The organism is Nonomuraea maheshkhaliensis (genome assembly GCF_039529435.1).
Lineage (GTDB): Bacteria > Actinomycetota > Actinomycetes > Streptosporangiales > Streptosporangiaceae > Nonomuraea > Nonomuraea maheshkhaliensis.
The window spans coordinates 17002-41787 of the sequence record NZ_BAAAMU010000054.1 but is presented as its reverse complement, the minus strand read 5'-3'; the positions used below and the strand labels follow the sequence as shown (position 1 = coordinate 41787).

The 24786-nt window shown below is 70.8% G+C and carries 23 protein-coding genes and 1 pseudogene; 9 read left to right on the top strand and 15 right to left on the bottom strand.

From position 1 onward, the window contains the following. Positions 1-84: 84 nt before the first annotated feature. Positions 85-1821 carry a glycerol-3-phosphate dehydrogenase/oxidase gene (locus ABFX54_RS31005; protein WP_346110106.1) on the bottom strand — a complete coding sequence of 579 codons (1737 nt, stop codon included), beginning with the start codon at positions 1819-1821 and terminating at the stop codon, positions 85-87. A gap of 118 nt (positions 1822-1939) precedes the next feature. Then, positions 1940-2710 (bottom strand): DeoR/GlpR family DNA-binding transcription regulator, encoded by a 771-nt coding sequence (locus tag ABFX54_RS31000; protein WP_346110105.1) that lies wholly within the window; start codon positions 2708-2710, stop codon positions 1940-1942. Positions 2711-2840: 130 nt separating this feature from the next. On the opposite strand from ABFX54_RS31000, the gene ABFX54_RS30995 reads away from it, so the two are divergent. From ABFX54_RS30995 to ABFX54_RS30980, 4 genes are read left to right on the top strand one after another with little or no spacing between them, the layout of a single operon-like run. Then, complete coding sequence (locus ABFX54_RS30995; RefSeq protein WP_346110104.1) at positions 2841-3713, top strand: SIS domain-containing protein; 873 nt, start codon at positions 2841-2843, stop codon at positions 3711-3713. Continuing rightward, complete coding sequence (gene nagA / locus ABFX54_RS30990) at positions 3710-4843, top strand: N-acetylglucosamine-6-phosphate deacetylase (protein WP_346110103.1); 1134 nt, start codon at positions 3710-3712, stop codon at positions 4841-4843. Before ABFX54_RS30995 ends, nagA begins: the two co-directional genes overlap by 4 nt. Further along, positions 4844-5788: a 1-phosphofructokinase family hexose kinase gene (locus ABFX54_RS30985; protein ID WP_346110102.1), complete on the top strand. Its 945-nt coding sequence runs from the start codon at positions 4844-4846 to the stop codon at positions 5786-5788. It abuts the gene before it with no gap. Between the two features lie 10 nt (positions 5789-5798). Beyond that, on the top strand, positions 5799-6623 hold the full coding sequence (locus ABFX54_RS30980) for a class II fructose-bisphosphate aldolase (protein WP_346110101.1): 825 nt from the start codon (positions 5799-5801) through the stop codon (positions 6621-6623). A gap of 24 nt (positions 6624-6647) precedes the next feature. On the opposite strand, the gene ABFX54_RS30975 is transcribed toward ABFX54_RS30980, so the two are convergent. Next, positions 6648-7424 (bottom strand): phosphotransferase family protein, encoded by a 777-nt coding sequence (locus ABFX54_RS30975; protein ID WP_346110100.1) that lies wholly within the window; start codon positions 7422-7424, stop codon positions 6648-6650. Between the two features lie 9 nt (positions 7425-7433). Then, complete coding sequence (locus ABFX54_RS30970) at positions 7434-8006, bottom strand: TetR/AcrR family transcriptional regulator (RefSeq protein WP_346110099.1); 573 nt, start codon at positions 8004-8006, stop codon at positions 7434-7436. Between the two features lie 73 nt (positions 8007-8079). Between ABFX54_RS30970 and ABFX54_RS30965 the strand changes: the two genes are divergently transcribed. Then, entirely contained in the window at positions 8080-8661 is a 582-nt protein-coding gene (locus ABFX54_RS30965) for a dihydrofolate reductase family protein (RefSeq protein WP_346110098.1), read from the top strand. 5 nt (positions 8662-8666) lie between these two features. Here ABFX54_RS30965 and ABFX54_RS30960 read toward each other — a convergent pair whose 3' ends face one another. The 3 genes from ABFX54_RS30960 to guaB form a co-directional block, all read right to left on the bottom strand. Beyond that, positions 8667-8921: a hypothetical protein gene (locus ABFX54_RS30960; protein ID WP_346110097.1), complete on the bottom strand. Its 255-nt coding sequence runs from the start codon at positions 8919-8921 to the stop codon at positions 8667-8669. Positions 8922-9003: 82 nt separating this feature from the next. Further along, entirely contained in the window at positions 9004-10125 is a 1122-nt protein-coding gene (locus ABFX54_RS30955; RefSeq protein WP_346110096.1) for a GuaB3 family IMP dehydrogenase-related protein, read from the bottom strand. A 3-nt stretch (positions 10126-10128) separates the two neighbouring features. Then, positions 10129-11610 (bottom strand): IMP dehydrogenase, encoded by a 1482-nt coding sequence (gene guaB / locus ABFX54_RS30950; RefSeq protein WP_346110095.1) that lies wholly within the window; start codon positions 11608-11610, stop codon positions 10129-10131. Between the two features lie 584 nt (positions 11611-12194). On the opposite strand from guaB, the gene ABFX54_RS30945 reads away from it, so the two are divergent. After that, positions 12195-13190 carry a helix-turn-helix transcriptional regulator gene (locus tag ABFX54_RS30945; protein WP_346110094.1) on the top strand — a complete coding sequence of 332 codons (996 nt, stop codon included), beginning with the start codon at positions 12195-12197 and terminating at the stop codon, positions 13188-13190. Positions 13191-13229: 39 nt separating this feature from the next. Next, the gene (locus tag ABFX54_RS30940; protein ID WP_080043188.1) at positions 13230-13607 is read left to right on the top strand and encodes a DUF5319 domain-containing protein; all 378 of its coding nucleotides are present in this window, start codon (positions 13230-13232) and stop codon (positions 13605-13607) included. A 109-nt stretch (positions 13608-13716) separates the two neighbouring features. Here the strand turns inward: ABFX54_RS30940 and ABFX54_RS30935 are convergent, their stop codons facing one another. From ABFX54_RS30935 to groES, 4 genes are all read right to left on the bottom strand, one after another. Continuing rightward, positions 13717-14352, bottom strand: coding sequence for a sigma-70 family RNA polymerase sigma factor (locus ABFX54_RS30935; RefSeq protein ID WP_090930520.1), 636 nt, complete (start codon positions 14350-14352; stop codon positions 13717-13719). Positions 14353-15438: 1086 nt separating this feature from the next. Then, complete coding sequence (locus ABFX54_RS30930) at positions 15439-16152, bottom strand: DUF7711 family protein (protein ID WP_346110093.1); 714 nt, start codon at positions 16150-16152, stop codon at positions 15439-15441. 216 nt (positions 16153-16368) lie between these two features. Continuing rightward, the gene (groL, locus tag ABFX54_RS30925) at positions 16369-17988 is read right to left on the bottom strand and encodes a chaperonin GroEL (protein WP_346110092.1); all 1620 of its coding nucleotides are present in this window, start codon (positions 17986-17988) and stop codon (positions 16369-16371) included. Between the two features lie 71 nt (positions 17989-18059). Beyond that, positions 18060-18371, bottom strand: a complete 312-nt coding sequence (gene groES, locus ABFX54_RS30920; RefSeq protein WP_043623565.1) for a co-chaperone GroES — start codon at positions 18369-18371, stop codon at positions 18060-18062. 281 nt (positions 18372-18652) lie between these two features. Here groES and ABFX54_RS30915 point away from each other — a divergent pair, with 281 nt between their 5' ends. Both ABFX54_RS30915 and ABFX54_RS30910 read left to right on the top strand, forming a co-directional pair. Continuing rightward, positions 18653-19939: a class I SAM-dependent methyltransferase gene (locus ABFX54_RS30915; RefSeq protein WP_428834593.1), complete on the top strand. Its 1287-nt coding sequence runs from the start codon at positions 18653-18655 to the stop codon at positions 19937-19939. A gap of 193 nt (positions 19940-20132) precedes the next feature. Further along, a complete protein-coding gene (locus ABFX54_RS30910) occupies positions 20133-21974 on the top strand; it encodes a hypothetical protein (protein WP_346110090.1) in 1842 nt (613 codons plus the stop codon). A gap of 87 nt (positions 21975-22061) precedes the next feature. Here the strand turns inward: ABFX54_RS30910 and tsaD are convergent, their stop codons facing one another. The 4 genes and pseudogenes from tsaD to ABFX54_RS30890 all read right to left on the bottom strand — a co-directional run bounded on the left by tsaD (position 22062) and on the right by ABFX54_RS30890 (position 24783). Then, positions 22062-23093, bottom strand: coding sequence for a tRNA (adenosine(37)-N6)-threonylcarbamoyltransferase complex transferase subunit TsaD (gene tsaD, locus ABFX54_RS30905; RefSeq protein ID WP_346110089.1), 1032 nt, complete (start codon positions 23091-23093; stop codon positions 22062-22064). Continuing rightward, on the bottom strand, positions 23086-23517 hold the full coding sequence (gene rimI, locus ABFX54_RS30900; protein WP_346110131.1) for a ribosomal protein S18-alanine N-acetyltransferase: 432 nt from the start codon (positions 23515-23517) through the stop codon (positions 23086-23088). The genes tsaD and rimI overlap by 8 nt, the downstream gene beginning before the upstream one ends. An 11-nt stretch (positions 23518-23528) precedes the next feature. Further along, positions 23529-24176 (bottom strand): annotated as a pseudogene (gene tsaB, locus ABFX54_RS30895) (tRNA (adenosine(37)-N6)-threonylcarbamoyltransferase complex dimerization subunit type 1 TsaB). Positions 24177-24243: 67 nt separating this feature from the next. Then, entirely contained in the window at positions 24244-24783 is a 540-nt protein-coding gene (locus tag ABFX54_RS30890) for a class F sortase (RefSeq protein ID WP_346110088.1), read from the bottom strand. Between the last annotated feature and the right edge of the window lie 3 nt (positions 24784-24786).

Sequence of the window (24786 nt, the reverse complement as noted above, 5' to 3'; positions counted from 1 at the left end):
CGGAGAACCATCCTGGAATGGGCGGTCCGCGGACCCCGCAGCGCCGCGGGCCGCCCCTCCCCGGGAAGCGGAGGCCGGATCAGGTCACATCGGCTCCGGTGCGACGACGGGGACGATCTCCGGCGCGCCCAGCCGGATCGCGTCGGCCTCGTGGTCGGAGTCCTGCTCCTGCGAGCGCCGCTCGGCCTCGACCCGCTTCGTGTAGTACTCGACCTCTCTCTTGACCTGCTCGCCGTCCCAGCCGAGCGGCCCGGCCAGCAGCTCGGCGGCCTCCTGGGCCACCGCCACCCCGCGGTGGAAGGTCTCGATGGAGATGCGCGTGCGGCGGGTCAGCACGTCGTTGAGGTGGCGGGCGCCCTCGTGGGTGGCGGCGTAGACGATCTCGGCCCGCAGGTAGTCGTCGGCCCCTGACAGCGGCCGGCCCAGCGACGGATCGTCGTCGATCAGGCTCAGCAGCTCGTCGATCAGCGAGCCGTAGCGCTGGAGCAGGTGCTCGATCCTGGCCACGTGCAGCCCGGATTCGTGGGCGATGCGATGCCTGGAGTTCCACAGCGCCTGGTAGCCCTCGGCGCCCACGAGCGGGATGCGGTCGGTGCACGACCGCGGCACCCGCTGGTCTAGGCCGTGGGCCACGGCGTCGACCGCGTCCTTGGCCATCACCCGGTAGGTCGTGTATTTGCCGCCGGCGATCATCACCAGCCCTGGCACGGGATGGGCCACCACGTGCTCCCTCGACAGTTTCGAGGTCTCGTCGGACTCGCCCGACAGCAGCGGCCGCAGCCCCGCGTAGACGCCCTCGACGTCGTCGCGGCTGAGCGGCACCGACAGCACGGCGTTGACGTGGTCGAGCAGGTAGTCGATGTCGGTGCGGGAGGCGGCGGGGTGGCTCCTGTCGAGCGTCCACTCCGTGTCGGTGGTGCCGACGATCCAGTGGCGGCCCCACGGGATCACGAAGAGCACGGACTTCTCCGTGCGCAGGATGATGCCGGTCAGCGAGTGGATGCGGTCGCGCGGCACGACGAGGTGGATGCCCTTGGAGGCGCGGACGTGGATCTGGCCGCGCCCGCCGACCAGCTCCTGGATGTCGTCGGTCCACACCCCGGTGGCGTTGACGACCTGCCTGGCCCGCACCTCGAACTCCTCGCCGGACTCCAGGTCGCGCACGCGCACGCCGGTGACCCGCTCGCCCTCGCGCAGGAACCCCACGACCTGCGCCCTCGGCATGACGTGCGCGCCGTAGGTGACCGCCGTGCGCAGGATGGTCATCACGTAGCGGGCGTCGTCGACCTGGGCGTCCCAGTATTGGATGGCGCCGGTGAAGGCGGACTTCTTCAGCGCGGGCGACAGCCGCAGCGCCCGCGACCTGGACAGGTGGCGGTGGCCTGGCACGCCCCTGGTCACGCCGGTCGCGACGCCGAGCGTGTCGTAGAGCGCCACGCCCGCGCCCACGTAGGGGCGCTCCCAGGCGTAGTGGGTCAGCGGGAACAGGAACGGCACCGGCCTGACCAGGTGGGGCGCGATGCGCTGGAGCAGCAGCGCCCGCTCCTGGAGCGCCTCGCGGACGAGCTCGAAGTTGAGCTGCTCCAGGTAGCGCAGGCCGCCGTGGATGAGCTTGGACGAGCGCGAGGACGTGCCGGAGGCGAAGTCACGGGCCTCGACCAGGCCCACGTCGAGACCGCGGGTGGCCGCGTCGAGCGCGATGCCCGCGCCCACGACGCCGCCGCCGACCACGACCACGTCGAGCTCCTCGGCCGTCATGCGCTCCAGCGCCTCGGCCCGCTCGGCGGGCCCGAGCCGGGCCGCGCTTCTTCCCGACGTCATAACTCCCCCTGACACGGCATTGTCGCCTTGCGTCCCAGTACCTACCCGCCCGAAGCCGGACCAGTAACGCGGGGGCCGATCAGCCCCTGGCGTAACGGGACGCCTCCAAGGGAGCTGCTCAGGCTCTGATCACCTTCACCCCGGCGTCGGCCAGCTCGTTCGCCAGCGTGTCGGACAGCTGGGCGTCGGTGACGAGCGTGTCGATCCTGGCGATCGGGCAGATCCGGGAGAAGGCCCGCTTGCCCACCTTGGAGGAGTCGGCCACCACCACGACCTGGGCGGCCCGGCTGATCAGCAGGTTGTTGACGCTGGCCTCGCCCTCGTGGTGGGCCGAGGCGCCCAGCGAGACGTCGAGCGCGTCCACGCCCAGGAAGGCCACGTCGAGCGTCACCTGCTCCAGCACGCCGCCGGCCAGCGGCCCGATGAGCTCGTAGGACTGCTGCCTGGCCACCCCGCCGGTGACCACGATCTTGACGTGCTGCCGGACGGTGAGCTCGGCGGCGATGTTGAGCGCGTTCGTGACGATCGTGAAGCCGCTCTCCAGGGTGGACCGGGTGGCGAGGACGCGGGCCAGCTCGGAGGTGGTCGTGCCGCCGTTGAGCCCGATCACCGCCCCCGGCGTGACCAGCTCGGCCGCCGCGGCGGCGATGCGGTGCTTCTCGTCGGCGTGCCTGGCCGTCTTGTAGCGCAGCGGCAGGTCGTAGCTCACGCTCTGCGCGACGGCGCCGCCGCGCGTGCGCATGAGCATCTGCTGCTGGGCGAGCTGGTCGAAGTCCCGCCTGATCGTCGCCGTGGAGACGTCGAGCGCCTGAGCGGCCTCCTCCACCGACAGCCTTCCCTCCTGCGCCAGCAGTTCGAGGATGGCGTTCCAGCGGTCGTAGCGGGACACGTAGGCCTCCCTGAGGGATGAGGTCAGGAGCAAGCGTGGCACAAGCCGGGATGCCAGGGCTATCGGTGTTCATTTCTGCTCTGTCCTGATATAAAAAAAGCAGAAACAATCAACCTTGCGGAGGTAAGCGGTGACCAGCCACACCGAGGCCGAGATCGCGTCCCAGCCGTCGTGCTGGCGCCGCGCCGTCGCCGGCGCTCCCGCCGACGCGCTCCCGCGGCCGGGTGAGCGGGTCGCGGTAGTCGGCTGCGGCACGTCGTGGTTCGTCGCGATGGCGTACGCGGTGCTGCGCGAGCGGGCCGGGCACGGCGAGACCGACGCGTTCGCCGCCTCGGAGTTCCCCACCGGCCGCCGCTACGACCGCGTCCTGGCCCTGTCGCGCTCCGGCACCACGACCGAGGTCCTCGACCTGCTGGCCGAGACCTCCACCAGGTCCACGGCCATCACGGCCGACCCCGGCACGCCGATCATGTCGGCCGCCGACGAGGTCGTGGTGCTCGACTACGCCGACGAGCGCTCGGTCGTGCAGACCAGGTTCGCCACCACGCAGCTCGCCATGCTCCGCGCCGGCCTGGGCGAGGACCTGACGCGGGCGGTCGCCGACGCCGAGGAGGCGGTGGCCGCGCCGCTGCCCGCCGAGCTGGTCGACGCCGAGCAGTTCAGCTTCCTCGGCACCGGCTGGTCGGTGGGCCTGGCCCAGGAGGCCGCGCTGAAGATGCGCGAGGCGTCCCGTTCGTGGACGGAGGCGTACCCGGCGATGGAATACCGGCACGGCCCGATCAGCATCGCCGCGCCCGGTCGCGTGACGTGGATGCTCGGCGCCGCCCCGGAGGGGCTGCGGGCGCAGGTCGAGGCCACCGGCGCGACGTTCTTCGAGAGCGCGCTCGACCCGATGGCCGAGCTGATCCGCGCCCAGCGGGTGGCCGTGGCGCGGGCCTTCGCGCGCGGGCTCGACCCCGACGAGCCCATGCACCTCACGCGATCTGTGATCCTTTCTCCATGAGCCTTACTCTTGCCGACGCCAGGATCGTGACCCCCGAGGGAGTGCACGAGGGGTGGCTGACCATAGAAGACGGCCGCATCACGCATGTCGGCCACGGATCCGCCCCGGGTTCGGGCCTCAGCGTGGGCGGGCGGCACGTCGTGCCCGGCTTCGTCGACCTGCACAACCACGGAGGCGCGGGCGGCTCTTTCCCCACCGGCGAGCAGGACAAGGCGCGTGACGCCGTGGCGCTGCACCGCCGCCACGGCACCACCACCACCGTGGGCAGCCTGGTCACCGACTCGATCGAGGGCCTGACCAGGGCGGTGGCGTCGCTGGCCGAGCTGTGCGAGGACGGGTTGCTGGCCGGCATCCATCTGGAGGGCCCCTACATCTCCAGGGCGCGCTGCGGGGCGCACGATCCCGCGCTGCTGCGCGAGCCGTCGCCGCAGGAGCTGGCCGGGCTGGTCAAGGCCGGGCGCGGCCACATCCGCATGCTGACCATCGCGCCCGAGCTGCCCGGCGCGCTCGACACGATCAGAATGGCCGTGGCCGAGGGCGTCCTCGCCGCCATCGGCCACAGCGACGCCGACTACGACAAAACGATCGAGGGCATCGAGGCCGGCGCCACCGTCGCCACTCACCTGTACAACGCGATGCCGCCGCTCGGCCACCGCGCGCCCGGGCCCGTGGCGGCGCTGCTCGACGACGAGCGGGTGACGGTCGAGCTGGTCAACGACGGGGTGCACGTCCATGCGGCCATGCTGCGGCTGGCGTACGAGGTGGCCGGGCCCGGCAGGACCGTGCTGGTCACGGACGCGATGTCGGCCACCGGCCTCGGCGACGGCGACTACGCACTGGGCTCGATGCGGGTGCACGTGCGCGACGGCGTGGCGCGCCTGGCCGAGGGCGGCTCGATCGCCGGCTCCACGCTCACCATGGACGTGGCCTTCCGGCGCGGGGTCCAGGAGGTGGGCATGTCGCTGCCCGACGCGGTCCAGGTGGCCTCGCTCACGCCCGCGCGCGTGCTCGGCCTGGCCGACCGGATCGGCTCGATCGCCGTCGGCAAGGCGGCCGACCTGGTGGTGTTTTCGGATTCCCTGGAGGTGGACGGCGTGATGAAGGACGGCGTCTGGATCACGGAGCCCTGAATGATCCTCACCGTGACGCTCAACCTCGCGCTCGACGTGACCTACCAGGTGCCCGGCGTCGACTGGGACGGGGTCAACCGGGTCAGCGCCGTGCACCGGCGGGCGGGCGGCAAGGGGGTCAACGTGGCCAGGGTGCTGGCGGCGCTCGGCCGCGACGTGCTGGTCACGGGGCTGGCGGGCGGGCTCACCGGGGCGGCGGTGGAGGCCGACCTGCGTGCGGCGGGCTTGCCCGCCGCGCTCCACCCCATCGCCGGCGACTCCCGCACCACCCTAACCGTCTCCGACACCCCCGCCCAGGGAACGACACCGCCCGCAGCCGCCGATGAAGGCTCACGGACGGCGCTGTTCAACGAGCCTGGGCCCGAGGTGACGGACGGCGAGCTGGCCGGGTTCCTGCGGCACTTCGAGTCGCTGCTCGACGCCGCCGACGCCGTGGTCATCTCGGGCAGCCTGCCGCGCGGCGTCCCCGCCGACACCTACGCGACCCTGGCCGCGGTCGCGGGCGGCAAGGGCGTGCCCGCCATCGTGGACGCCGACGGCGACCCCCTGCGCCGCTCCCCCAAGGGCCGGCCCGCCATCGTCAAGCCCAACGCGGAGGAGCTGGCCAGGGCGGTGCCCGGCGGCGGCCCCGCCGAGGGCGCGCGGGCGCTGCGCGGGCAGGGCGCGCAGGCCGTGGTCGTGTCCATGGGGGCCGATGGGCTGCTGGCCGTGACCGGCGAGGGTACGTTCAGGGCACGGATGCCGTACACCGTGCGCGGCAACCCCACGGGAGCGGGCGACTCGCTGGTGGCCGGGCTGGCGCTGGGCCTGGTCGAGGCGGATCCCTGGCCGGACCGGCTCAGGCGCGCCGCCGCGCTCGGCGCGGCCGCTGTGGCCACGCCCGTGGCCGGTGACTTCGACCCCGACGTGTACGCCGACATACATCCCCAGATCATCATCACGTAAGGAGCCATCCATGCCCCTCGCCAGCATCGGCGACATCGTCAGCCAGTCACCCGGCGGGGTGGGCGCGTTCAACGTGATCCAACTGGAGCACGCCACCGCGATCGTCACCGGCGCCGAGGCACTCGCGCTGCCGGTCGTGCTCCAGATCAGCGAGAACTGCGTGCGTTACCACGGCGCCCTGGAGCCGATCGCGCTCGCCTGCCTCGCCGTGGCCAGGCGCGCCGACGTCCCGGTGGCCGTGCACCTCGACCACGCCACCGACCGCGCGCTCGTCGAGGAGGCGGTCGGGCTGGGCCTGGGCTCGGTCATGTACGACGCCTCGGCCCTGCCCGACGAGGCGAACGTGGCCGCCACGGCCGAGGTCGCGGCCTGGTGCCACGAGCGCGGCGTCTGGGTGGAGGCCGAGCTGGGCGAGGTCGGGGGCAAGGACGGCGTGCACGCGCCCGGCGCCAGGACCAAGCCGCACGAGGCGGTCGACTACGTGGCCAGGACCGGCGTGGACGCGCTGGCGGTGGCGGTCGGCACCTCCCACGCCATGACCACCAAGGACGCGGTGCTGGACCTGGAGCTCATCGCCGAGTTGCGGAAGACCGTGCCGGTGCCGCTGGTGCTGCACGGGTCGTCGGGGGTGCCGGACGACGTGCTGCGCGAGGCCGTACGGCAGGGCATGAAGAAGATCAACATCGCGACCCACCTGAACAAGGCGTTCACCGGCGCCGTACGCGACTACCTGGCCCACGACGAGCGGGTGGTCGACTCCCGCAAATACCTCAAAGCGGGCCGGGACGCGGTGGCCCGCGAAGTCACCCACCTGCTGGGCGTCCTGACGGGCTGACGCCCGCCTCACCTCAGACCGGCGTCACGACTCCAGGATGGCGAGAACCCGCTCGACCTGCCGCTCGAACGTCCCCGGCGGGTTGCGTGGGCTCTCGTGGGAGAGCAGGAAGAACCAGGTGAGCGCGTGCGCCCTGCGGCACTCCCGCAGCCGCCGCTCCTCCTGCGGGCTCAGCTCGAACCTGCGCGCGATCTCCACCTCCCCGTCCACCCACATCGACACGTGCTCGGCCAGCTCCGCCAGCTCGAACGCCACGTCGCTGCGCCCTGAGTCCTCGAAGTCGACGACGCGCACGCGGGTGCCGTCCCACAGGAAGTTCGCCAGGTTGCCGTCACCCGCCCCGAACGCGGGCCTGACCCCCGACTCGCCCGGCGACCAGCTCTCCAGCCACCGCTGCCCCTCCTTGACGGCCCGGTCGGCCAGCGGTTCGCGCGGCTGCCAGGCCGCGCACCGCCGCAGCACCCAGTCGACGAGCGCCTCGCGCTGCCAGGGCCGTACGGGCAGAGCGCGCAGGACATGGCCAGGCACGGCGGCGTGCAGCTCGGTGAGGGCCGCGGCCATGGCCGCGACGTGCACGTCCCTGGCCAGCAGCCCGCGCAGCGGCGCGCCGTCGATCTTCGACATGGTCACGACGCCGTCCTCGTACGCGATCGGCTCGGGCGCCAGGCCGGGAGCGTGCTCGGCCAGCAGCGTCAGCGCCCGCCACTCGCGCTCGGCGGCGCCGGGCTTGCCGTCCACGTAGCGCTTGCTGACGCGGTCGCCGTCGTAGACGAGCTCGTGCGTGTGCTGAAGATCGGCCATTTCCGCATGCTAGGGCACCAGCCGCTCGACGGCGCTGGTCACGAGCCTGGCGATCTCCTCTTCCCCGAACACGTCGGGCAGCGTGAGCCGTTCGACCACCAGCCAGTTCATCGCCAGGTAGAGCAGCACCACGGTGTCGGCGTCACCCGGCAGCCCCGAGTCGAGGTGGTGGCGGATGTTGGCCTCGACGTCGGCCCTGATGTGCTCGGTCAGCACGGCGCGCAGCTCTGGCCGCCTGGTGGCCTCCAGCCGCAGCTCCAGCAGGGCCAGGTAGCCGGACCTGAACGACGAGACCCGGTCAACCACCTCCTGGATCAGCACGGCGATCCGGTCGCGGTCGCGCGGCCCGCTGAGGCTGTCGGCCACCGTCGCCGCGTCGGGCTGCAGCCGCTCGTAGATCCGGCCGCCGGCCTGCGTGAGCAGGTCGTCGCGGCTGGCGAAGTAGTTGGAGGCGGTCCCGGTGGGGACCCGCGCCTGCGCGTCCACCGCCCTGAACGTCAGCCCGCGCGCGCCCTCCCTGGCCAGCACCTCGATCGCGGCATCGACCAGCGCCGCCCGCCGGGCCACATTCTGCCTGACCACCTTGACACCACTCCATTTGTAGTACTACGGTCAAACCACTTCAATCATAGTACTTCAAATGGAGTTGGTCTGGATGCGAAAGCTCGTCTACTACATCGCCACCTCGATCGACGGCTACATCGCCGGCCCCGAGGGCGAGTACGACTTCTATCCCCTGGCCGACGACATGGCGGCCTACCTCAACGGCGAATACCCGGAGACCGTCCCCACCCACATCCGCGCCCACGTCGGCCTCGACGCGCCCAACAAGAGCTTCGACACCGTCGTCATGGGCCGCGGCTCCTACGAGCCGGGGCTGGCCGCCGGAGTCACCAGCCCGTACGCGCACCTGCGGCAGTACGTCGTCTCCGGCACCATCAAGAGCATCGACGACCCGGCCGTGGAGCTCGTCCCCGACGACCCGCTCGGTCTCGTACGCCGGCTCAAGCGGGAGGACGGCCTGAACATCTACCTGTGCGGCGGCGGCAACCTGGCCGCCCAGCTCCTGCCCGAGATCGACGAGCTGATCGTCAAGTGCTACCCGGTGGTGGCGGGGGCGGGCATCCCGGCCTTCCACGGCGCCTTCGCCCCGACCACGTTCACCCTGACCGGCACCCGCACGTTCAGCAACGGCGCCGCCCTGATGACCTACAGCCGCCCCGCGTCCGCCGGGTGAGGCCCCTACTCGCCGGCTTCGAGCCGGCGGGCCATGGACTCCACGGCGCGCTTGGCGACGACCAGCGAGGCTCCGGTCGCCTCGCGGTAGGTCTTGATGGCCCTGATCATCTTGCCGTCACGCAGTTCCTGGTAGAAGCGCGGCGGCAGCTCAGGGCCGCCAGACGCGGGGACGACGGAGCCGGGACCGATGCCGAGGTGACGCCGCAGGTCCGCGACCTCCTTCTCCAGCCGGGCAAGCCTTTCCTCAACGGATTCCATGGCAGGAAACCCTACGGCACCGTACGGAAACGGGCCGCCCCTCACCAGGAGGAGCGGCCCGGAGTGGCTTATCCGGCCCCGGTCAGCGCTGGATGGGCGCGACCACGACCTCGACCCGCTGGAACTCCTTGATGTCGGAGTAGCCGGTGGACGCCATGGTCCGCTTGAGCGCGCCCATGAGGTTCATCGACCCGTCGGCGACGCTGGAGGGCCCGTGCAGGATCTGCTCCAGCGTCCCCACCGTCCCGAAGCCGACCCGGCGCCCGCGCGGCAGGTCGGGGTGGTGCGCCTCGGACCCCCAGTGGAACCCGTGGCCGGGCGCCTCGGCGGCGCGGGCCAGCGGCGAGCCGACCATGACGGCGTCCGCGCCGCAGGCGATGGCCTTGGCGATGTCGCCGGAGGTGCCCATGCCGCCGTCGGCGATGACGTGCACGTAGCGCCCGCCCGACTCGTCCATGTAGTCGCGCCGGGCCGCGGCGACGTCGGAGATCGCGGTGGCCATCGGCACGGCCACGCCCAGCACCGTACGCGTCGTGTGCGAGGCGCCTCCGCCGAAGCCCACCAGCACGCCGGCCGCGCCGGTGCGCATGAGGTGGAGCGCGGCGGTGTAGGTGGCGCAGCCGCCGACGATGACCGGCACGTCGAGCTCGTAGATGAACTGCTTGAGGTTGAGCGGCTCGGCCCGCCCCGACACGTGCTCGGCCGAGACCGTCGTGCCGCGGATGACGAAGATGTCGACGCCGGCGTCGATCACGGCCTTGTGGTATTGGACCGTGCGCTGCGGCGACAGGCGCACGGCGGTGGTCACACCGGAGGCACGGATCTCCTCGATCCTGCGGCCGATCAGCTCTTCCTGGATCGGCGCCGCGTAGATCTCCTGCAGCCGCTTGGTGGCCGCCGCCTGGTCGAGGGCGGAGCACTCCTCCAGCAGCGGCAGCGGGTCCTCGTAGCGCGTCCAGAGCCCTTCGAGGTCGAGCGGGGCCAGGCCGCCGAGCCGGCCGATCTCGATGGCGGTCGCCGGGGAGACCACGCTGTCCATGGGAGCGACGAGCACGGGCAGCTCGAACCGGTAGGCGTCGATCTGCCAGGCGATCGAGACCTCCTCCGGGTCGCGGGTGCGCCGCGAGGGCACCAGGCCGATCTCGTCAAGCGAGTACGCCCGGCGCCCGGTCTTCCCCCGGCCGATCTCCACCTGCTGAGTCATGACTTACCTTCTGTGATAGTTCGGAGCTTCCACGGTCATCTGGATGTCGTGGGGGTGGCTCTCCTTGAGTCCCGCCGCCGTGATCGGCATGAGCTCGCAGTCGGTGTGCATCTGCGGGATCGTCCGGCAGCCCGCATACCACATGCCCTGGCGCAGCCCGCCCACGAGCTGGTGGGCCACGGCCGCGACCGGGCCGCGGTAGGGGACCTGACCCTCGATGCCCTCGGGGATGTACTTGTCCTCGCCGCCCACGTCCGCCTGCGCGTAGCGGTCCTTGCTGAAGGAGGTGCCGCCGCGCTCGCGGTTGCGTACGGCGCCGAGCGAGCCCATGCCCCGGTACGACTTGAACTGCTTGCCGTTGATGAAGATCAGCTCGCCGGGCGACTCCTCGCAGCCGGCCAGCAGCGAGCCCAGCATGACCGTGTCGGCCCCGGCGGCGATGGCCTTGACGATGTCGCCGGAGTATTGCAGGCCGCCGTCGCCGATCACCGGCACCCCGGCGGGCGCGCACGCCTTGGACGCCTCGTAGATGGCCGTGACCTGCGGCGCGCCGACCCCGGCCACCACGCGGGTGGTGCAGATCGAGCCCGGGCCCACGCCCACCTTGACCGCGTCGGCGCCCGCGTCGACCAGCATCTGGGCGCCCGCCCTGGTCGCGATGTTGCCGCCGATGACCTGCACCTTGCTGTTGGCCTTGACCTTGGCGATCATGTCGGCCAGCCCCTTGGAGTGGCCGTGGGCCACGTCGACGACCACCACGTCGACCCCGGCCTCGATGAGCGCCTTGGCGCGCAGCTCGGCGTCGCCGCCCACGCCCACCGCAGCGCCGACGATGAGCCGGCCGTCGGCGTCCTTGGTGGACAGCGGGTACTGCTCGCTCTTGGTGAAGTCCTTCACGGTGATCAGGCCGCGCAGCCTGCCCTCACCGTCGACGAGCGGCAGCTTCTCGATCTTGTTCTGCCTGAGCAGGGCGAAGGCGTCGTCACGCGACACCCCGACCGGGGCGGTGACCAGCGGCATCTTGGTCATGACCTCGCGCACGGGCCGCGAGTGGTCGGTCTCGAAGCGCATGTCGCGGTTGGTCACGATGCCGACCAGCGTGCCCGACATGTCGGTCACGGGCACCCCGGAGATCCGGTACGTGGCGCAGAGCCGCTCGACGTCGGCCAGCGTGTCGTCGGGGCTGCACGTCACCGGGTTGGTGACCATGCCGGCCTCGGACCGTTTGACCAGGTCGGCCTGCTGGGCCTGCTCCTCGACCGAGAGGTTGCGGTGCAGGATGCCGATGCCGCCCTGCCTGGCCATGGCGACGGCCATGCGGGCCTCGGTCACGGTGTCCATCGCGGCGGAGATCAGCGGGATGGACAGCGTGATGTCCCTGGACAGCCGGGACCGGGTGTCGGCCTCCCCCGGCTGCAGGTCGGAATAGCCCGGCACCAGCAGCACGTCGTCGAAGGTCAGACCTGTCTCGGTGAACTTGGACATGCTGCGGCCCCTCCTGCCGTTGCGCTGAATGAGCCAAGTCTAGGGCCTGTCTCCAAAACAGCCCGCACGGCCTCACCGCTCACCGCGCAACCTCCCCGCGGGCATCCGTATCCGCCGGATCGCCGGCCCCACGGAACCCCGGCACGGGCGTCCGTATCCACCGACGCGCCGTGCGGAACGCCGGCACGCGGTGACCCCGAACACGGATGATGCCGGGAGCACAACGGGCCCCCACGGTCCGTCGTACTCCCGGCATCATCGAAGTGCCGGGGGATGGGACGGTCGGTGATCCGTCCCATCCCCCGGCCACCGGCATCCGGGAGCGGCAGCGCAACACACCACCGAACCCCCCTCCGCGTCCTGATGGCCGAAGCTGCCGCGCCCTTCCTGGATGCCGACGCTAGGTAAAGAATGCGTTACTCACCGGCACATTGCAATGTGCAAACGTGCAATTGCACGAAGTTGCACCAGGCGTCTACCGAGTCGGCGCAACACGCGGACACAGGCGTTATACGGGGTTATCCTCGCGGCACGCCCGTGACCCCCCACCGGAGCCGCATAAAATGCGCAACGAGCCCCGAACCGTGTCCGATCCCTTCGAGACGCTGGGCCTCGACCAGGCTCAGACCGCGCTGTACTCGGCGGTGCTGCGGCTGCACAAGGCCAGCCGCACCGACCTCGCCCAGGCCATGGACGGCCCGGTCGAGAAGGTCGGCCGTCAGCTCGACGACCTCGTGAAACTGGGGGTGATCGACGAGCAGTCCGGCCAATACCTGGCCCGGCACCCCGCGGCCGCGCTCGGCAGGGTGATCGCCGAACGCCTCGACCGGCTGGCCGAGGAGAGTCGCATGATCGACTCGGCACTCGGCTCCATTCGCAGCCTGATCCGCGACTACGACGCCGGACGCGACTACCGCAGCGGCCATTTCACGGTGGAGATGGCCAGCGGCGCCGACGTCCTGTACGAGAGCGTGGTGGGCATCGCCGTGCAGTCTCATTCGCCGCCGATGAAATTACTGACCGCCGTTCCGGACGACCGCACCATGACCGACTTTGCGCGGAAATTTGCGGATCCATGGATCGATGCGCAAAAACGAAACCTTCTCATGGTTCATGCGATCATTCCGGTCTCCAGCCTCGTGCTCCCCGGCGTACGCGACCAGCTCACCGAGCTGACCGAGACAGGTGGCAAGGTACGCACGCTCGACCGGCTGCCGAGTTGGTTCATGACGGCCGGCACCGAGGTCGCCGGCCTGCCCGCCCACTGGGGCGGCAACCTGCCCGACCACGCCTACAACTTCTACCTGGTCCGCACGTCCGTCGTGGTCGGCATGCTCAGCTCGCTGTTCGACGAGCTGTGGGCCCGCGCGCTGCCCCTGCCCTGGAGCGGGCGGGGCGAGGGCATGGTCCAGGTGCTGCGGCTGGCCGCGCAGGGCATGTGCGACGACTCGATCGCCCGCCAGCTCGGGGTGTCGGTGCGTACCGTACGCGCCAGATTCGCCGAGGCCATGACCGAGTTGGGCGCTCAATCCCGCTTCCACGCGGGCGTGGAGGCCGCCAGACGCGGATGGCTGAGGTAAAGCCCACCGCTGGGGCCGCTTCGGTCATATGGTGGGAAGGTGCTGGAAGACGTCCCCCGCGATCCGTTCGCGGACGATCCGAACGACCCTTCCTCAGCGATGGGCGCACTCGACGACGCCGAGCCACTGACGGCGGCCGAACGCGACGAGGCCATCACCGACCTCGCCGACGTCGAGGTCTTCCGCTCCCTGCTCGAACCGCAGGGGGTTCTGGGGCTCGTACTCGACTGCCCGGAATGCGGCGAGCAGCACTTCTTCGACTGGGAGCTGCTGCGCGGCAACCTGAAGCAGATGATCGAGAAAGGCCAGCCACAGGTGCACGAGCCGGCCTTTCACCCTGACCCCGCCGACTACGTCAGCTGGGACTACGCCAGAGGCTATGTCGACGGCGTCATCGACACGGAGGAGCGCCGCTGACCGACGTCTTCGAGCAGCGCGGCCAGCAACCGCGCCGCTGGATCGCCTGAGTCAGGCGTCTGTCCACGACCGAGCGCGTCGAGCAGCGCGTCGGTCTCGTCCTCAGGCGTCAAGCCGACTCCAGCTCGGCCATCTGCCTCAACCTGGCCAGCGCCCGATGCTGGGCGACGCGGACCGCACCCGGTGACATACCGAGTACATTACCGGTCTCCTCGGCCGACAACCCCGACACCACCCGCAGCAGCAGCAACTCGCGCTGATTGTCGGGAAGCCTGGCCAGTAACCGCCTGGCGTGCTCCACCTCGATGTAGCGGACCACCGTCTCCTCAGGTCCAGGCCCGTCGTCGGGCCCGTCGGGCAGATCCTGGGTCGGCACCGCCGAGCGCACCGAACTCCGCAGCGCGTCGGCCACCTTGTGCGAGGCGATCCCGAACACGAACGACGCGAATGGCCGCCCCATGTCGCGGTATCGCGGCAGCGCGGACAACACCGCGATGCACACCTCCTGGGCCACGTCATCGGCAATGTGATATTGCCCTGAAACCCGGCCCAGCCTGGCGCGGCAATACCGCACCACCATCGGACGCAACTCACCGAGCAGAGATTCGATCGCACTGCGATCCCCCTGCACGGCGAGGCTCGTCAGTTCCCTAAGGTCGGAGTCATCCGTCCGTGCCGGAAGTCTCGACGCGAGCCTTACCCCAATTTTGGCGTCGGCGACGCTTCCCTCGCTCACGATAGGCATGATGCCCGCACTGATCCGGCCTGTCGTCATAGCGAACGGCTACGGATTGGTCACATTGAAGCGACGATAACTGTCAGTAATCAACTGACCACACTAAGCCTTAATACTGACATAATATTTCATCCGATAACCCGGAATGCACGACATTTGTCATGCCGCCGACGCTTATCGCCCGTGCTCGGTTTACTCCAACTTTCCACCTTTTCCCCCAATTCCCCCCATCCTGCCGCTCCAGTCCGCGAAAGTCCCTCACTCAACGCGACCCCCCGAACCCACCCACCCCCACAAACATCGGACCCTTCCGCAAATCCACCCCACCATCAACCCCCCCAACCGCCCCGGCTCCCTGCCCGGCCACCGCCCCACCCGACTCCTCCCACCCGGCTCCGCCACACTCCCACCCACCCACCACGGTCGGCACCCTCGCACTCCAGCGAACGCCACCGCCTCCACAGCAACGGGGAACGGGCGACTCCGTCTCCGGGGAAGGGAGGCACCGGGAGTGCGGGGCGATTCGGGCGGGTGTGTGGGACGCCAGGCAGCTCAACTCCGACCTGCCGACCTACGGGGCTGAACCGCAGGGAGCAAGAGTGCTGAACTGCGGGGACATCGGGCTGCTGGAACACCGGACTGCCGGGCCAGGGAGGTGCCGGCGGCCGTGGACGTGACATGGGCCGGGCCGAGGCCAGGTTGCGAGGGCGTCGGGCTGCGGCACTGCTGGTGTGCGAGTCTGCGGGATCTGCAGGCCATGGGCTACGGGGCGCTGAACGGCCGCGCTCAGAAGTACTGCTGACGGCCGTGGGCCGAGCCGGGCTCCGGGCTCCGGGCTCCGGGCGATGGCATGGCAGACCGCCACCCAGCCGTCACCCGTGCCAGCCAGGCCCTGCTCACCCTGCTCACCGTTGTCGCAGCCCACGCACACCCGACACCGCGGTCACCATCGGGGCATCGCTCACCAACCCCGCAGCCCGCAAACACCCCTCCACCACCGCCACCCACGCCCATCACCCCGGACGCGGCCTGCGCCACCACCCCCAATTGCGATCCACGCCGGCCACGTCGCGGGTCGTCGGCCTCGTGGCGTTCCTAGCCTTCGTCGCGCTTGTCGGACCCGCCGGACCCGTCACGCTCGTAGCGTCCGTCGGACCCATCGCGCTCGTCACGTTCGCCATGCTCGGCGTGCTCGTCGCGTTCGCCGTGGTCGGCGCGTCCGGCATGCTCGTCGAGGAGTTCCAGATAGCCCTGCACCGCCTCCCACAGGTGATGCTCCGGATAGCGGCCCAGCCCCCGGTGTTCGCGGCGCCATCGACGGTCCCAGTACGCCGCATGGACCGATCTCAGGTGGTCCAGGGCCGTCTTCAGCTCGGCCTCCACCTGGGCCGGTGGGCGGCGGACGGCGGCCGTCTGCTCGCGGGCCGACTCGAAGCGGCGCTCAGCCAGCGCCTCCAAGACCCCGGGCTCGATCCCGGCCGGCGACCAGAACCGCACGGGCTCACGAATGAGATGATTGGCCACCGGATCACGATGGGAACGCCACCAGTACGCGATCCCGCCCTTGTCCAGGCGCAGGAAGTCCACCAGCCAGGCCGTGCCGGGCGGGTGGGAGCCCCACGACACCTCCTCGGGCGGCAGGTTCAGGACGAAGGCGACCTCGATCGCCTCGATGGGGTCGGCGCCCTCAAGCAGGTCGCCGAAGACGTACGCCTCCCGTAGGAACGGCTCGTCCGCCGGCACGCGCCGGGTCTGCTCGCAGGCCTGCGCGAGCATCCGCAACCGCTCCACAGCCCGCTGGTACCGCATCCGCGCCCACACCCTCCCCGCGTCGAGTCAGCGCCCAGCGTACGTCCTGCTCCCACGCCGCCGGGCGGCTCGGAAACCGTGTCACGGCCCGTACCCGCCGGACGGACACGCCCCAGAACCGCGCCACAGCCCGCACCCCCGCACGGGCAACCCCCGCGAACGTTCACGGCCCGCACCCCCGGACGGGTGCGGGCCGTGAAACGGTCGGACGTGAGGTCAGTGGCCGTGGCCGTGACCGTGGCCCTGGCCGGCGGCCGGGGCCTCCTCCTCGGGCTTGTCCACCACGAGCACCTCGGTGGTGAGCAGCATGCCCGCGATCGACGCCGCGTTCTGCACGGCCGAGCGCGTGACCTTGACCGGGTCGATGACACCCTGGTCGAGCAGGTTGCCGTATTCGCCGGTGGCGGCGTTGAAGCCCTCGCCGGCCTTCAGCTCCGCCACCTTGTGCGTCACCACGTAACCCTCGAGACCGGCGTTCTCGGCGATCCAGCGGGCGGGCTCCACCAGGGCGCGGCGCACGACGCCGACACCGGTGGCCTCGTCGCCCGTCAGGCCGAGGTCGTCGAGCTCCTTGGAGACGTGGATGAGCGCGGAGCCACCGCCGGAGACGATGCCCTCCTCGATCGCGGCGCGGGTCGCGGAGATCGCGTCCTCGAGGCGGTGCTTCTTCTCCTTCAGCTCCACCTCGGTGGCGGCGCCGACGCGCAGCACGCACACACCGCCGGCGAGCTTGGCCAGGCGCTCCTGCAGCTTCTCGCGGTCCCAGTCGGAGTCGGACTGCTCGATGGCAATCTTGATCTCCTTGACGCGGTCCTCGATGGCCTGCGCGTCACCGGCGCCGTCGACGATGGTCGTGGCGTCCTTGGTGACGACGACGCGGCGGGCCGTGCCGAGCACCTCGAGACCGACGTGCTCCAGCTTGAGGCCGACCTCCTCGCTGACGACCTGGCCGCCGGTGAGGATGGCCATGTCCTGCAGCATCGCCTTGCGGCGGTCACCGAAGCCCGGGGCCTTGACGGCCACGGAGGTGAAGGTGCCGCGGATCTTGTTGGTGACCAGGACGGCCAGGGCCTCGCCCTCGACGTCCTCGGCGACCACGAGCAGCGGCTTCTTGGTCTGGGCGATCTTCTCCAGCAGCGGCAGGAAGTCCGCGATGGAGGCGATCTTGCCCTGGGTGAGCAGGATGTAGGCGTCTTCGAGGACGGCTTCCATCCGCTCGGGGTCGGTCACCATGTAGGCCGACAGGTAGCCCTTGTCGAACTGCATGCCCTCGGTGAACTCGAGCTCCATGCCCATGGCGTTGGACTCTTCGACGGTGAGGACACCGTCCTTGCCCACCTTGTCGAACGCCTCGGCGATCAGCTCGCCGATCTTGGCGTCCTGCGCGGAGATCGTCGCGACGTTGGCGATCTCCTTCTTGTCGCCGACCTCGCGGGCGCTGGCGAGCAGCTTGTCGCTGATCTCCTTGGCGGCCTTGTCGATGCCGCGCTTGAGCGACAGCGGCGAGGCGCCGGCGGCCACGTTGCGCAGGCCCTCGCGGACCATGGCCTGGGCCAGGACGGTCGCGGTGGTGGTGCCGTCGCCCGCGATGTCGTTGGTCTTGGTGGCCACTTCCTTGGCGAGCTGGGCGCCGAGGTTCTCGTAGCGCTCCTCCAGCTCGATCTCACGAGCGATGGTCACACCGTCGTTCGTGATCGTCGGCGCACCGAACTTCTTGTCGATGACGACGTTGCGGCCACGCGGGCCGAGGGTTACCTTCACGGCGTCCGCGAGGGCGTTGACACCGCGCTCAAGCGCGCGGCGGGCGTCCTCGTCGAACTCCAGGATCTTCGCCATAACTGAAAGTCCTCTCCTAGCGTCGAAAGCCCCGGCCGCCCTCAAGAGCGCCCGGGGCTCGACACATCCGGCTACTTCTCGATGATCGCGAGAACATCGCGGGCGGAGAGCACGAGGTACTCCTCGCCGCCGTACTTGACCTCGGTGCCGCCGTACTTGCTGTAGAGGACGATGTCGCCCTCGGAGACGTCGAGCGGAATCCGCTTGTCGCCGTCCTCGTCCCAGTTGCCCGGGCCCACCGCGAGGACCTTGCCCTCCTGCGGCTTCTCCTTGGCGGTGTCAGGGATGACCAGGCCGGAAGCGGTGGTCTGCTCGGCCTCAAGCGGCTGAACCACAATGCGGTCGCCGAGCGGCTTAACGGGAACCTTGGTGGCGGTCGTCACGATCGGACCTCCCCTTCAGATTTGAATGATCAGAAGAGGCGACCAGCGGGGCCTGCCGTCGCGGGTGTCAGACCTGCCTCGTCGCACGTTGGCACTCTCAAGGGGAGAGTGCCAACACGAAACATATGCAAGAGGGGCTTGACAGTCAACACGAACGCGTCTGCTCTGAGCGATCAGGCGTCAAAGCCCGGGCCTCGTAATGCTGCTACGTGGACAAATACTCCCATCTCACCCCGTCTGCGGGACGATCCGGGTACGCCGTGGCGCTAACGTCGGACGACGTGGACCTCGACGCCTTCACCGAGCTGCTGACCCCGCGCGGCCAGGAGGCCCTGGCGCGGGCCGGTGAGCTCGCCGGCGCCGACCCGGTCGCCGCCGCCACCACGCTGCGCAGGACGTACGACGCCGCCCTCACCTCCGCCGCGCTCACCCAGGCGGGGCTCAGGGAACGGGCGAAGGCCAAGTTCGGCGAGGACGCGGCGGTGATGTATTTCACGCCGCACGGCCTGGAGCAGTCCACCAGGGCGGAGGTCGCCGAACACCGCGCCCGCCGCCTGCAAACGATGACCCGACGCACATGCGAAGCGCCGACCGGCCCGGAGGCTGAATCGGCGGCCGCACCACCGACCGAACCGGCGGCCGGGAAGGCGCTCCACGTCGTGGACGCCTGTTGCGGCATCGGCGGCGACCTGCTCGCGCTGGCCCGCGCCGGCTGCGCCGTGACCGCCGTCGACACCGACCCGCTGACCGTCGCCGTGGCCGCGGCCAACGCCCGCGCGCTCGGCGTGGACGACCGGGTGACGGTACGCGCGGGCGACGCGGCGCGGATCAGGCCGGAGGAGTACGACGTGCTGTTCGCCGATCCGGCCAGGCGGACCGGCAGGGGCAGGACCTTCGACCCCATGGCCTACTCCCCGCCCTGGCCCGTGGTGCTCGACCTGATCTCCCGCGCGGGCCTGGCCTGCGTCAAGGTCGCGCCCGGCATCCCGTACGAGTTCATCCCCGAGGGCGCGCAGACGGAGTGGGTCTCGTACAAGGGGGAGGTCAAGGAGGCCACGATCTGGACCGGCCAGGGCGGGGGGCGGGGCGGACGCTGGACCGGCCGGGCCGCCGGCCGGCGCGCCACGCTGCTGCCCGGCGGCCACTCCCTCACGGCCGCCGGCGCCACCGCGACGCCCGCCCCGGTCGGCCCCGCCGGCCGGTACGTGTACGAGCCGGACGGCGCCGCCGTCCGCGCCCATCTCGTCGCCGAGGTGGCCGAGCTGGTCGGCGGCAGGCTGCTCGACCCGCTGATCGCCTACATCACCGCGGACGACCCGGTGGACACCCCGTGGGCCACCCGATACGAAATAGAGGACATTCTCCCGTTCTCTCTGAAAAAACTCCGTGCGCTACTCCGCGAGCGACAAATCGGCAATGTCACCATCAAAAAGCGGGGCTCCGCGGTCGACATCGAACGCCTCCGCGCCGACCTGCGCCTCAAAGGCGGAAACTCGGCCGTCGTCATCTTGACCCGCATTCTCGACAAACCATCGGTTCTTCTCTGCAAACCCCTCTCACCTGCCTGAACCCCCAAACTCGGTCATCCGCGCGTTAACAGCGATCTTTCACTTCGGCCCTGACGGACCATGATCGAAAGGCTAAGGTTGGCGGGCGGGAGTTCTCCCCCTTAATGCGGTCACCCGCGTTCTCGCTCTTTCAGATGAACCGGACCAACCCCACCGCTGCGCGGCAGACCGTCGGCGAGCGAAGGAGCTTTCGGTGGACCATTCCAACCACACCACCCTGCTTCAGACGGGCGCGCATGACGCCGTACCCAAGAGGATGCGCGACCTGCTCGCGCGTGCCGCCCAGGACCACGTCTACGAGCAGCGCACGCAGGGCGCCGTGCTCGACGAGATCCGCCAGCGGCTCGAAGGCATGGAGTGGCTGCTGCGCGAGGTGCGCGAGCGCGAGCTGGGCGGGCTCAGCGGCACGCTGGAGTCGGTGAGCGGGCGGCTGGACGAGATCTCCGCCAAGCCGCCGATGTGGGCGGAGGGCCTGGCGCAGCACGTCGAGGCCGTACGCGACCACGTGGACGCCGTGGGCGCCAGGGTGGGCGAGGTGGACGCGAGGGTCGGCGACGTGGACGCCAGGATGGCCCCCGTCTCCGAGTTGCCCAGCCTGTGGGCCGACCTCGGCACCGTGGGCGAGAGCGTGGACGAAGCCCTCGGCAAGCTGCAGTCGGTGCTCGACACCACCGACGGCATCACCAAGGGCATGTCCGACTTCTCCGCCAAGCTGGCCACCCTCAACTCCAGCATGGAGGCCGCTGCCAGCCGCTTCACCCGGCTCGACAAGTCGATGTCCGATCTGACCACCCGTACCGACCGGGTCGAGGTCGCGATGAGCGACCTGTCGGAAAACGTCAGCGAGCAATTGCGGAGCACCACCGACCAGCTGACCGGTCAGGTCGAGGCAAGCGAGCAGCGCGTCAGCGCCCGGCTCGACGAGGCCGACCAGCGGCTCACGACCCGGCTGGAGCAGACCGACCAGCGCCTCGCGGTCCGGCTCGACGAGACCGACCAGCGCCTGGCCACGGCGCTCCTGGAGGCCGACGAACGCCTGGTCAGCCGGCTCAAGGAGGCCGACGAGCAGCTCACCGGCCGCCTGACCGGCGTCGAGCAGCGCCTGACGACCAGGCTCGACGAGACCGACCAGCACCTCGCGGTGCAGCTCGGCGAGAGCGAGCAGCGCCTGACGGCCCGCCTCAGCGGCGTGGACGCCCGCCTCGACCGGGCCGAGGGCAGGCTGCAGGGGCTCGACTCCCGGCTCACCGGGTTCGACAGCCGGCTGGAGTCGGCGGACGAGGGCCTGGCCGACATCGACACCAGGCTCGACGGCCTCGACGGCCGGATCGGCGGGGTCGACCAGCGGCTGCTGTCCATGGACGGCCGGCTCGGCGCCGTGGACAAGCGGCTGGGCACCCTGGACGGCCACCTGGGCCGCCACGACGACCGCTTCGACGCGCTCGACGTACGCGTGGACGCCCGCTTCGCCTCGCTCGACGAGCGCATGGCCACCACCGACCAGCACGTCAGCGAGACCGCCACCCGCAACGAGGGCCGCTTCAACAAGCTCGACAACCAGATCGACGCCATCGACGAGCGGCTCGGCGAGGCCGAGGAACACATGAGCAGCCGCTTCGACGCCGTCGACGGTCACTTCGGCGGGCTCGACACCCGCTTCAACGGCCTCGACACCCACCTCAACGGCCTGGCCACCCGCGCCGAGCAGGCGGGCGCGCACCTGGAGTCGGTCGACGACCGCATCGAGGCCGTCAACCAGCGCATGACCCAGCTCCCCGCCACGCTGGCCATCCCCGAGCAGGTCGGCGAGCTGATCCAGACTCACTCGGGCGAGCAGGCCGAACGTCTCGCCGCCGCGACCGAGACGCTCACCGAGCTGGTACGGTCCCGCCCCGACCACGACGAGCTGGCCGGCACGGTGTCCGGCATCGTCAACCCCGCGACCGAAGACCTCAACAAGCGGCTGGGCGCGCTGGAGGAGACCATGCTGGCCCTGGCCGAGGCTCTCCTCCGCCCGACCCGCCCCAAGGACTGAGCGCCCCAGGGGCTGCTCAGCCCAAGGACCGCGCGGCCCGCTCCCGTTCCGCCCTCACCGCGCCGGCGGGGGCGGCGGGCGGTCGGGTCAGACGTGCACGGTCGTGATCGGCAGCGACGAGTCGGCCGGGATCTCCAGCGTCGACGGCGTGACCCCGGCCGCCACCAGGTCGGACCCGAGCGCCGCGACCATGGCGCCGTTGTCGGTGCACAGCCCGGGACGGGGCACCCGCAGCCGCACGCCGGCCGCCTCGCACCGCTCCTGGGCCAGCGCCCGCAGCCGCGAGTTGGCCGCCACCCCGCCCCCGATCAGCAGATCGTGCACGTCATATTTCCGGCACGCCTGCAACGCCTTACGGGTCAGCACGTCGACTACGGCCTCCTGGAACGAGGCGGCCACGTCAGGCACGTGCACGGACTGCCCGGACGCCTCGCGGGCCTCGACCCACCGGGCGACGGCCGTCTTGAGCCCGGAGAAGGAGAAGTCGAGCGTGCCGTCGTCGATCTTGCCGCGCGGGAACGCGATGGCCGCCCCCGACCCGTCGCGGGCGGCCCTGTCGATGTGCGGGCCGCCGGGGAAGGGCAGCCCCAGCACCCGCGCGACCTTGTCGAACGCCTCGCCGGCCGCGTCGTCCACGGTGGAGCCGAGCGAGATCACGTCGTCGGCGACGTCGGGCACGAGCAGCAGCGACGAGTGACCGCCGGAGACGAGCATGGCGATGCACGGCTTGGGCAGCGGCCCGTGCTCCAGCTGGTCGACCGCGACGTGGGCGGCCAGGTGGTTGACGCCGTAGAGGGGCACGCCGAGGCCGAGCGCGTAGGACTTGGCCGCGGCCACGCCGACCAGCAGCGCCCCGGCGAGACCGGGCCCGGCCGTCACGGCGATGGCGTCGATGTCGGAGAACTTCAGCCCGGCCTCGGCCAGCGCGGCCTCCACCGTGGGCGTCATGGCCTCCAGGTGGGCGCGCGAGGCGACCTCAGGCACCACCCCGCCGAACCTGGCGTGCTCGTCCATGCTGGAGGCGATCGTGTTGGCCAGGAGCGTGTGGCCGCGCACGATGCCGATGCCGGTCTCGTCGCAGGACGTCTCGATGCCCAGGACCAGGGGTGTGTCAGTCACCAAGCTTCCTTCTCATCATGATCGCGTCGGTGCCGTCGTCGTAGTAGCGGCGGCGGGTGCCGATCTCCTCGAACCCGAAATGCCGGTAGACCGCCTGCGCGTGGGGATTGTCGGCGCGTACTTCCAGGAAGATCTCGCGCGCGCCACGGCGGGTCGCCTCGGCCAGCAGCTCGGTCAGCATCGCGCTGCCGAGACCGATGCCCTGGTGTTTCTCCAGCACGGCGATGGTCTGCACGTCGGCCTGGTCGGCCGCGGCGGCCAGGCCCGCGTAGGCCACGATCTCGTCGTCCACGGTGACCACCACGTAGTGGCGGGTGCGGGGCATGTCGGCCAGCTCGCCGCGCATCATGCCCTCGCTCCAGGCGTCGAGCGGGAACGTGGCGCGTTCGATCGCCATCACGGCCGGGAGGTCGGCCTCGGTCATCGGCCTGAGTTTCACGCCGTCACCTTCTTGGGCGCGCCAGGCACGACGGCGTCGGGTCTGCGCAGGTAGATCGGTCGCGGGGGGTCGAGCGGCACGCCCTCGCCGAGCCGGAGCGCGGCCAGGGCGGCCAGGGCGCCCGCGTAGGGGTAGGGCGGCGCGTCGCCGCCGTCGCCGAGCCGGTCGAGCTAGAGCCCGGCGCCCGCGCCGACGACCGGCAGGCCCTGGACGGGCACGTCGGCGGGCCGGTCGACGAGGGGGCCCTCGGCGCGGGTGCGGCAGTCGGTGTAACGCGCCCAGAACACCTCTTTGCGCCGCGCGTCGGTGGCCACCAGGAAGGGCTCACCGAGCCCGGAGGCGTAGGCGACGGCGTCGAGCGTGCAGATCCCGTACGCGGGCACGCCCAGCGTGGTCGACAGGCCCTGGGCGGTCATCAGCCCCACCCGGAGCCCGGTGTAGGGGCCCGGCCCGCTGCCGGCCACGACGGCGCTCACCTCGCGCAGCCGCGCGCCCGCCTCGCTCAGCACGGACTCGATGGTGGGCACGAGCAACTCGCCGTGGCGCCGGGCGTCGATCGTGGTCGACTCGGCGAGCACGCGCTCCCCGTCGTGGAGCGCGGCGGTGACGGCGGGGGTTGCGGTATCAAAGGCCAGGACCAGCACGACTGTTTAGCCTACCCGCCGCCGGGGCCGTGCCTGGCCGGTACGCGGTTTCACGCCTGTCCGGCGCTCAGACCTGGGAGGCGTACACGATGATGTTGTCGAGATATTCGCCCGTGGCGTAGTCGAACTTGCCGCCGCAGGTGACCAGCTTCAGCCCGTCCTCCAGGTAGACCCGATCGCTGGGGAAGCTGTCCTTGTGCACCTGCTCGATCGAGTCCACCTTGTACGACACGACCTTGCCGTCGCTGCGTTCGACCTTGACGGTCTGGCCCTTGCGTAACTGCCTGAGCTTGTAGAAGACGGCGGGGGCGGTCTTGGTGTCGACGTGGCCGATGATCACCGAGGGGCCCTTCTCGCCGGGCACCGCGCTGCCGGTGTACCAGCCGGCCACCTTCGGCTTCTCGTACGGCGGCAGCTCGACCTCGCCGTTCTTCTGCAGGCCGAGCTTCATCAGCTGGGCCTCCACCTCGATCGAGGGGATGTCGATGCTCTTGGGTACGACGGCGGCGGCGGGCTTGGTCGTGCCGGTCTCCATGTTCTTGCCGAACATGACCAGCACCAGGCCCGTGACGGCGCCCGCGAGCACCACCCGTCCTGCTCGGGCCATGGG

What these genes read in the sequence shown, in the direction of transcription:
- ABFX54_RS30975 (WP_346110100.1), bottom strand. Translation starts at nt 7,424, where the DNA reads ATGGCCGATCTTCAGCACACGCACGAGCTCGTCTACGACGGCGACCGC.
- ABFX54_RS30960 (WP_346110097.1), bottom strand. Translation starts at nt 8,921, where the DNA reads ATGGAATCCGTTGAGGAAAGGCTTGCCCGGCTGGAGAAGGAGGTCGCG.
- ABFX54_RS30985 (WP_346110102.1), top strand. Translation starts at nt 4,844, where the DNA reads ATGATCCTCACCGTGACGCTCAACCTCGCGCTCGACGTGACCTACCAG.
- groL (WP_346110092.1), bottom strand. Translation starts at nt 17,988, where the DNA reads ATGGCGAAGATCCTGGAGTTCGACGAGGACGCCCGCCGCGCGCTTGAG.
- ABFX54_RS30930 (WP_346110093.1), bottom strand. Translation starts at nt 16,152, where the DNA reads ATGCGGTACCAGCGGGCTGTGGAGCGGTTGCGGATGCTCGCGCAGGCC.
- ABFX54_RS31005 (WP_346110106.1), bottom strand. Translation starts at nt 1,821, where the DNA reads ATGACGTCGGGAAGAAGCGCGGCCCGGCTCGGGCCCGCCGAGCGGGCC.
- guaB (WP_346110095.1), bottom strand. Translation starts at nt 11,610, where the DNA reads ATGTCCAAGTTCACCGAGACAGGTCTGACCTTCGACGACGTGCTGCTG.
- ABFX54_RS30965 (WP_346110098.1), top strand. Translation starts at nt 8,080, where the DNA reads ATGCGAAAGCTCGTCTACTACATCGCCACCTCGATCGACGGCTACATC.
- nagA (WP_346110103.1), top strand. Translation starts at nt 3,710, where the DNA reads ATGAGCCTTACTCTTGCCGACGCCAGGATCGTGACCCCCGAGGGAGTG.
- rimI (WP_346110131.1), bottom strand. Translation starts at nt 23,517, where the DNA reads ATGACCGAGGCCGACCTCCCGGCCGTGATGGCGATCGAACGCGCCACG.
- ABFX54_RS30980 (WP_346110101.1), top strand. Translation starts at nt 5,799, where the DNA reads ATGCCCCTCGCCAGCATCGGCGACATCGTCAGCCAGTCACCCGGCGGG.
- ABFX54_RS30935 (WP_090930520.1), bottom strand. Translation starts at nt 14,352, where the DNA reads ATGCCTATCGTGAGCGAGGGAAGCGTCGCCGACGCCAAAATTGGGGTA.
- ABFX54_RS30955 (WP_346110096.1), bottom strand. Translation starts at nt 10,125, where the DNA reads ATGACTCAGCAGGTGGAGATCGGCCGGGGGAAGACCGGGCGCCGGGCG.
- ABFX54_RS30890 (WP_346110088.1), bottom strand. Translation starts at nt 24,783, where the DNA reads ATGGCCCGAGCAGGACGGGTGGTGCTCGCGGGCGCCGTCACGGGCCTG.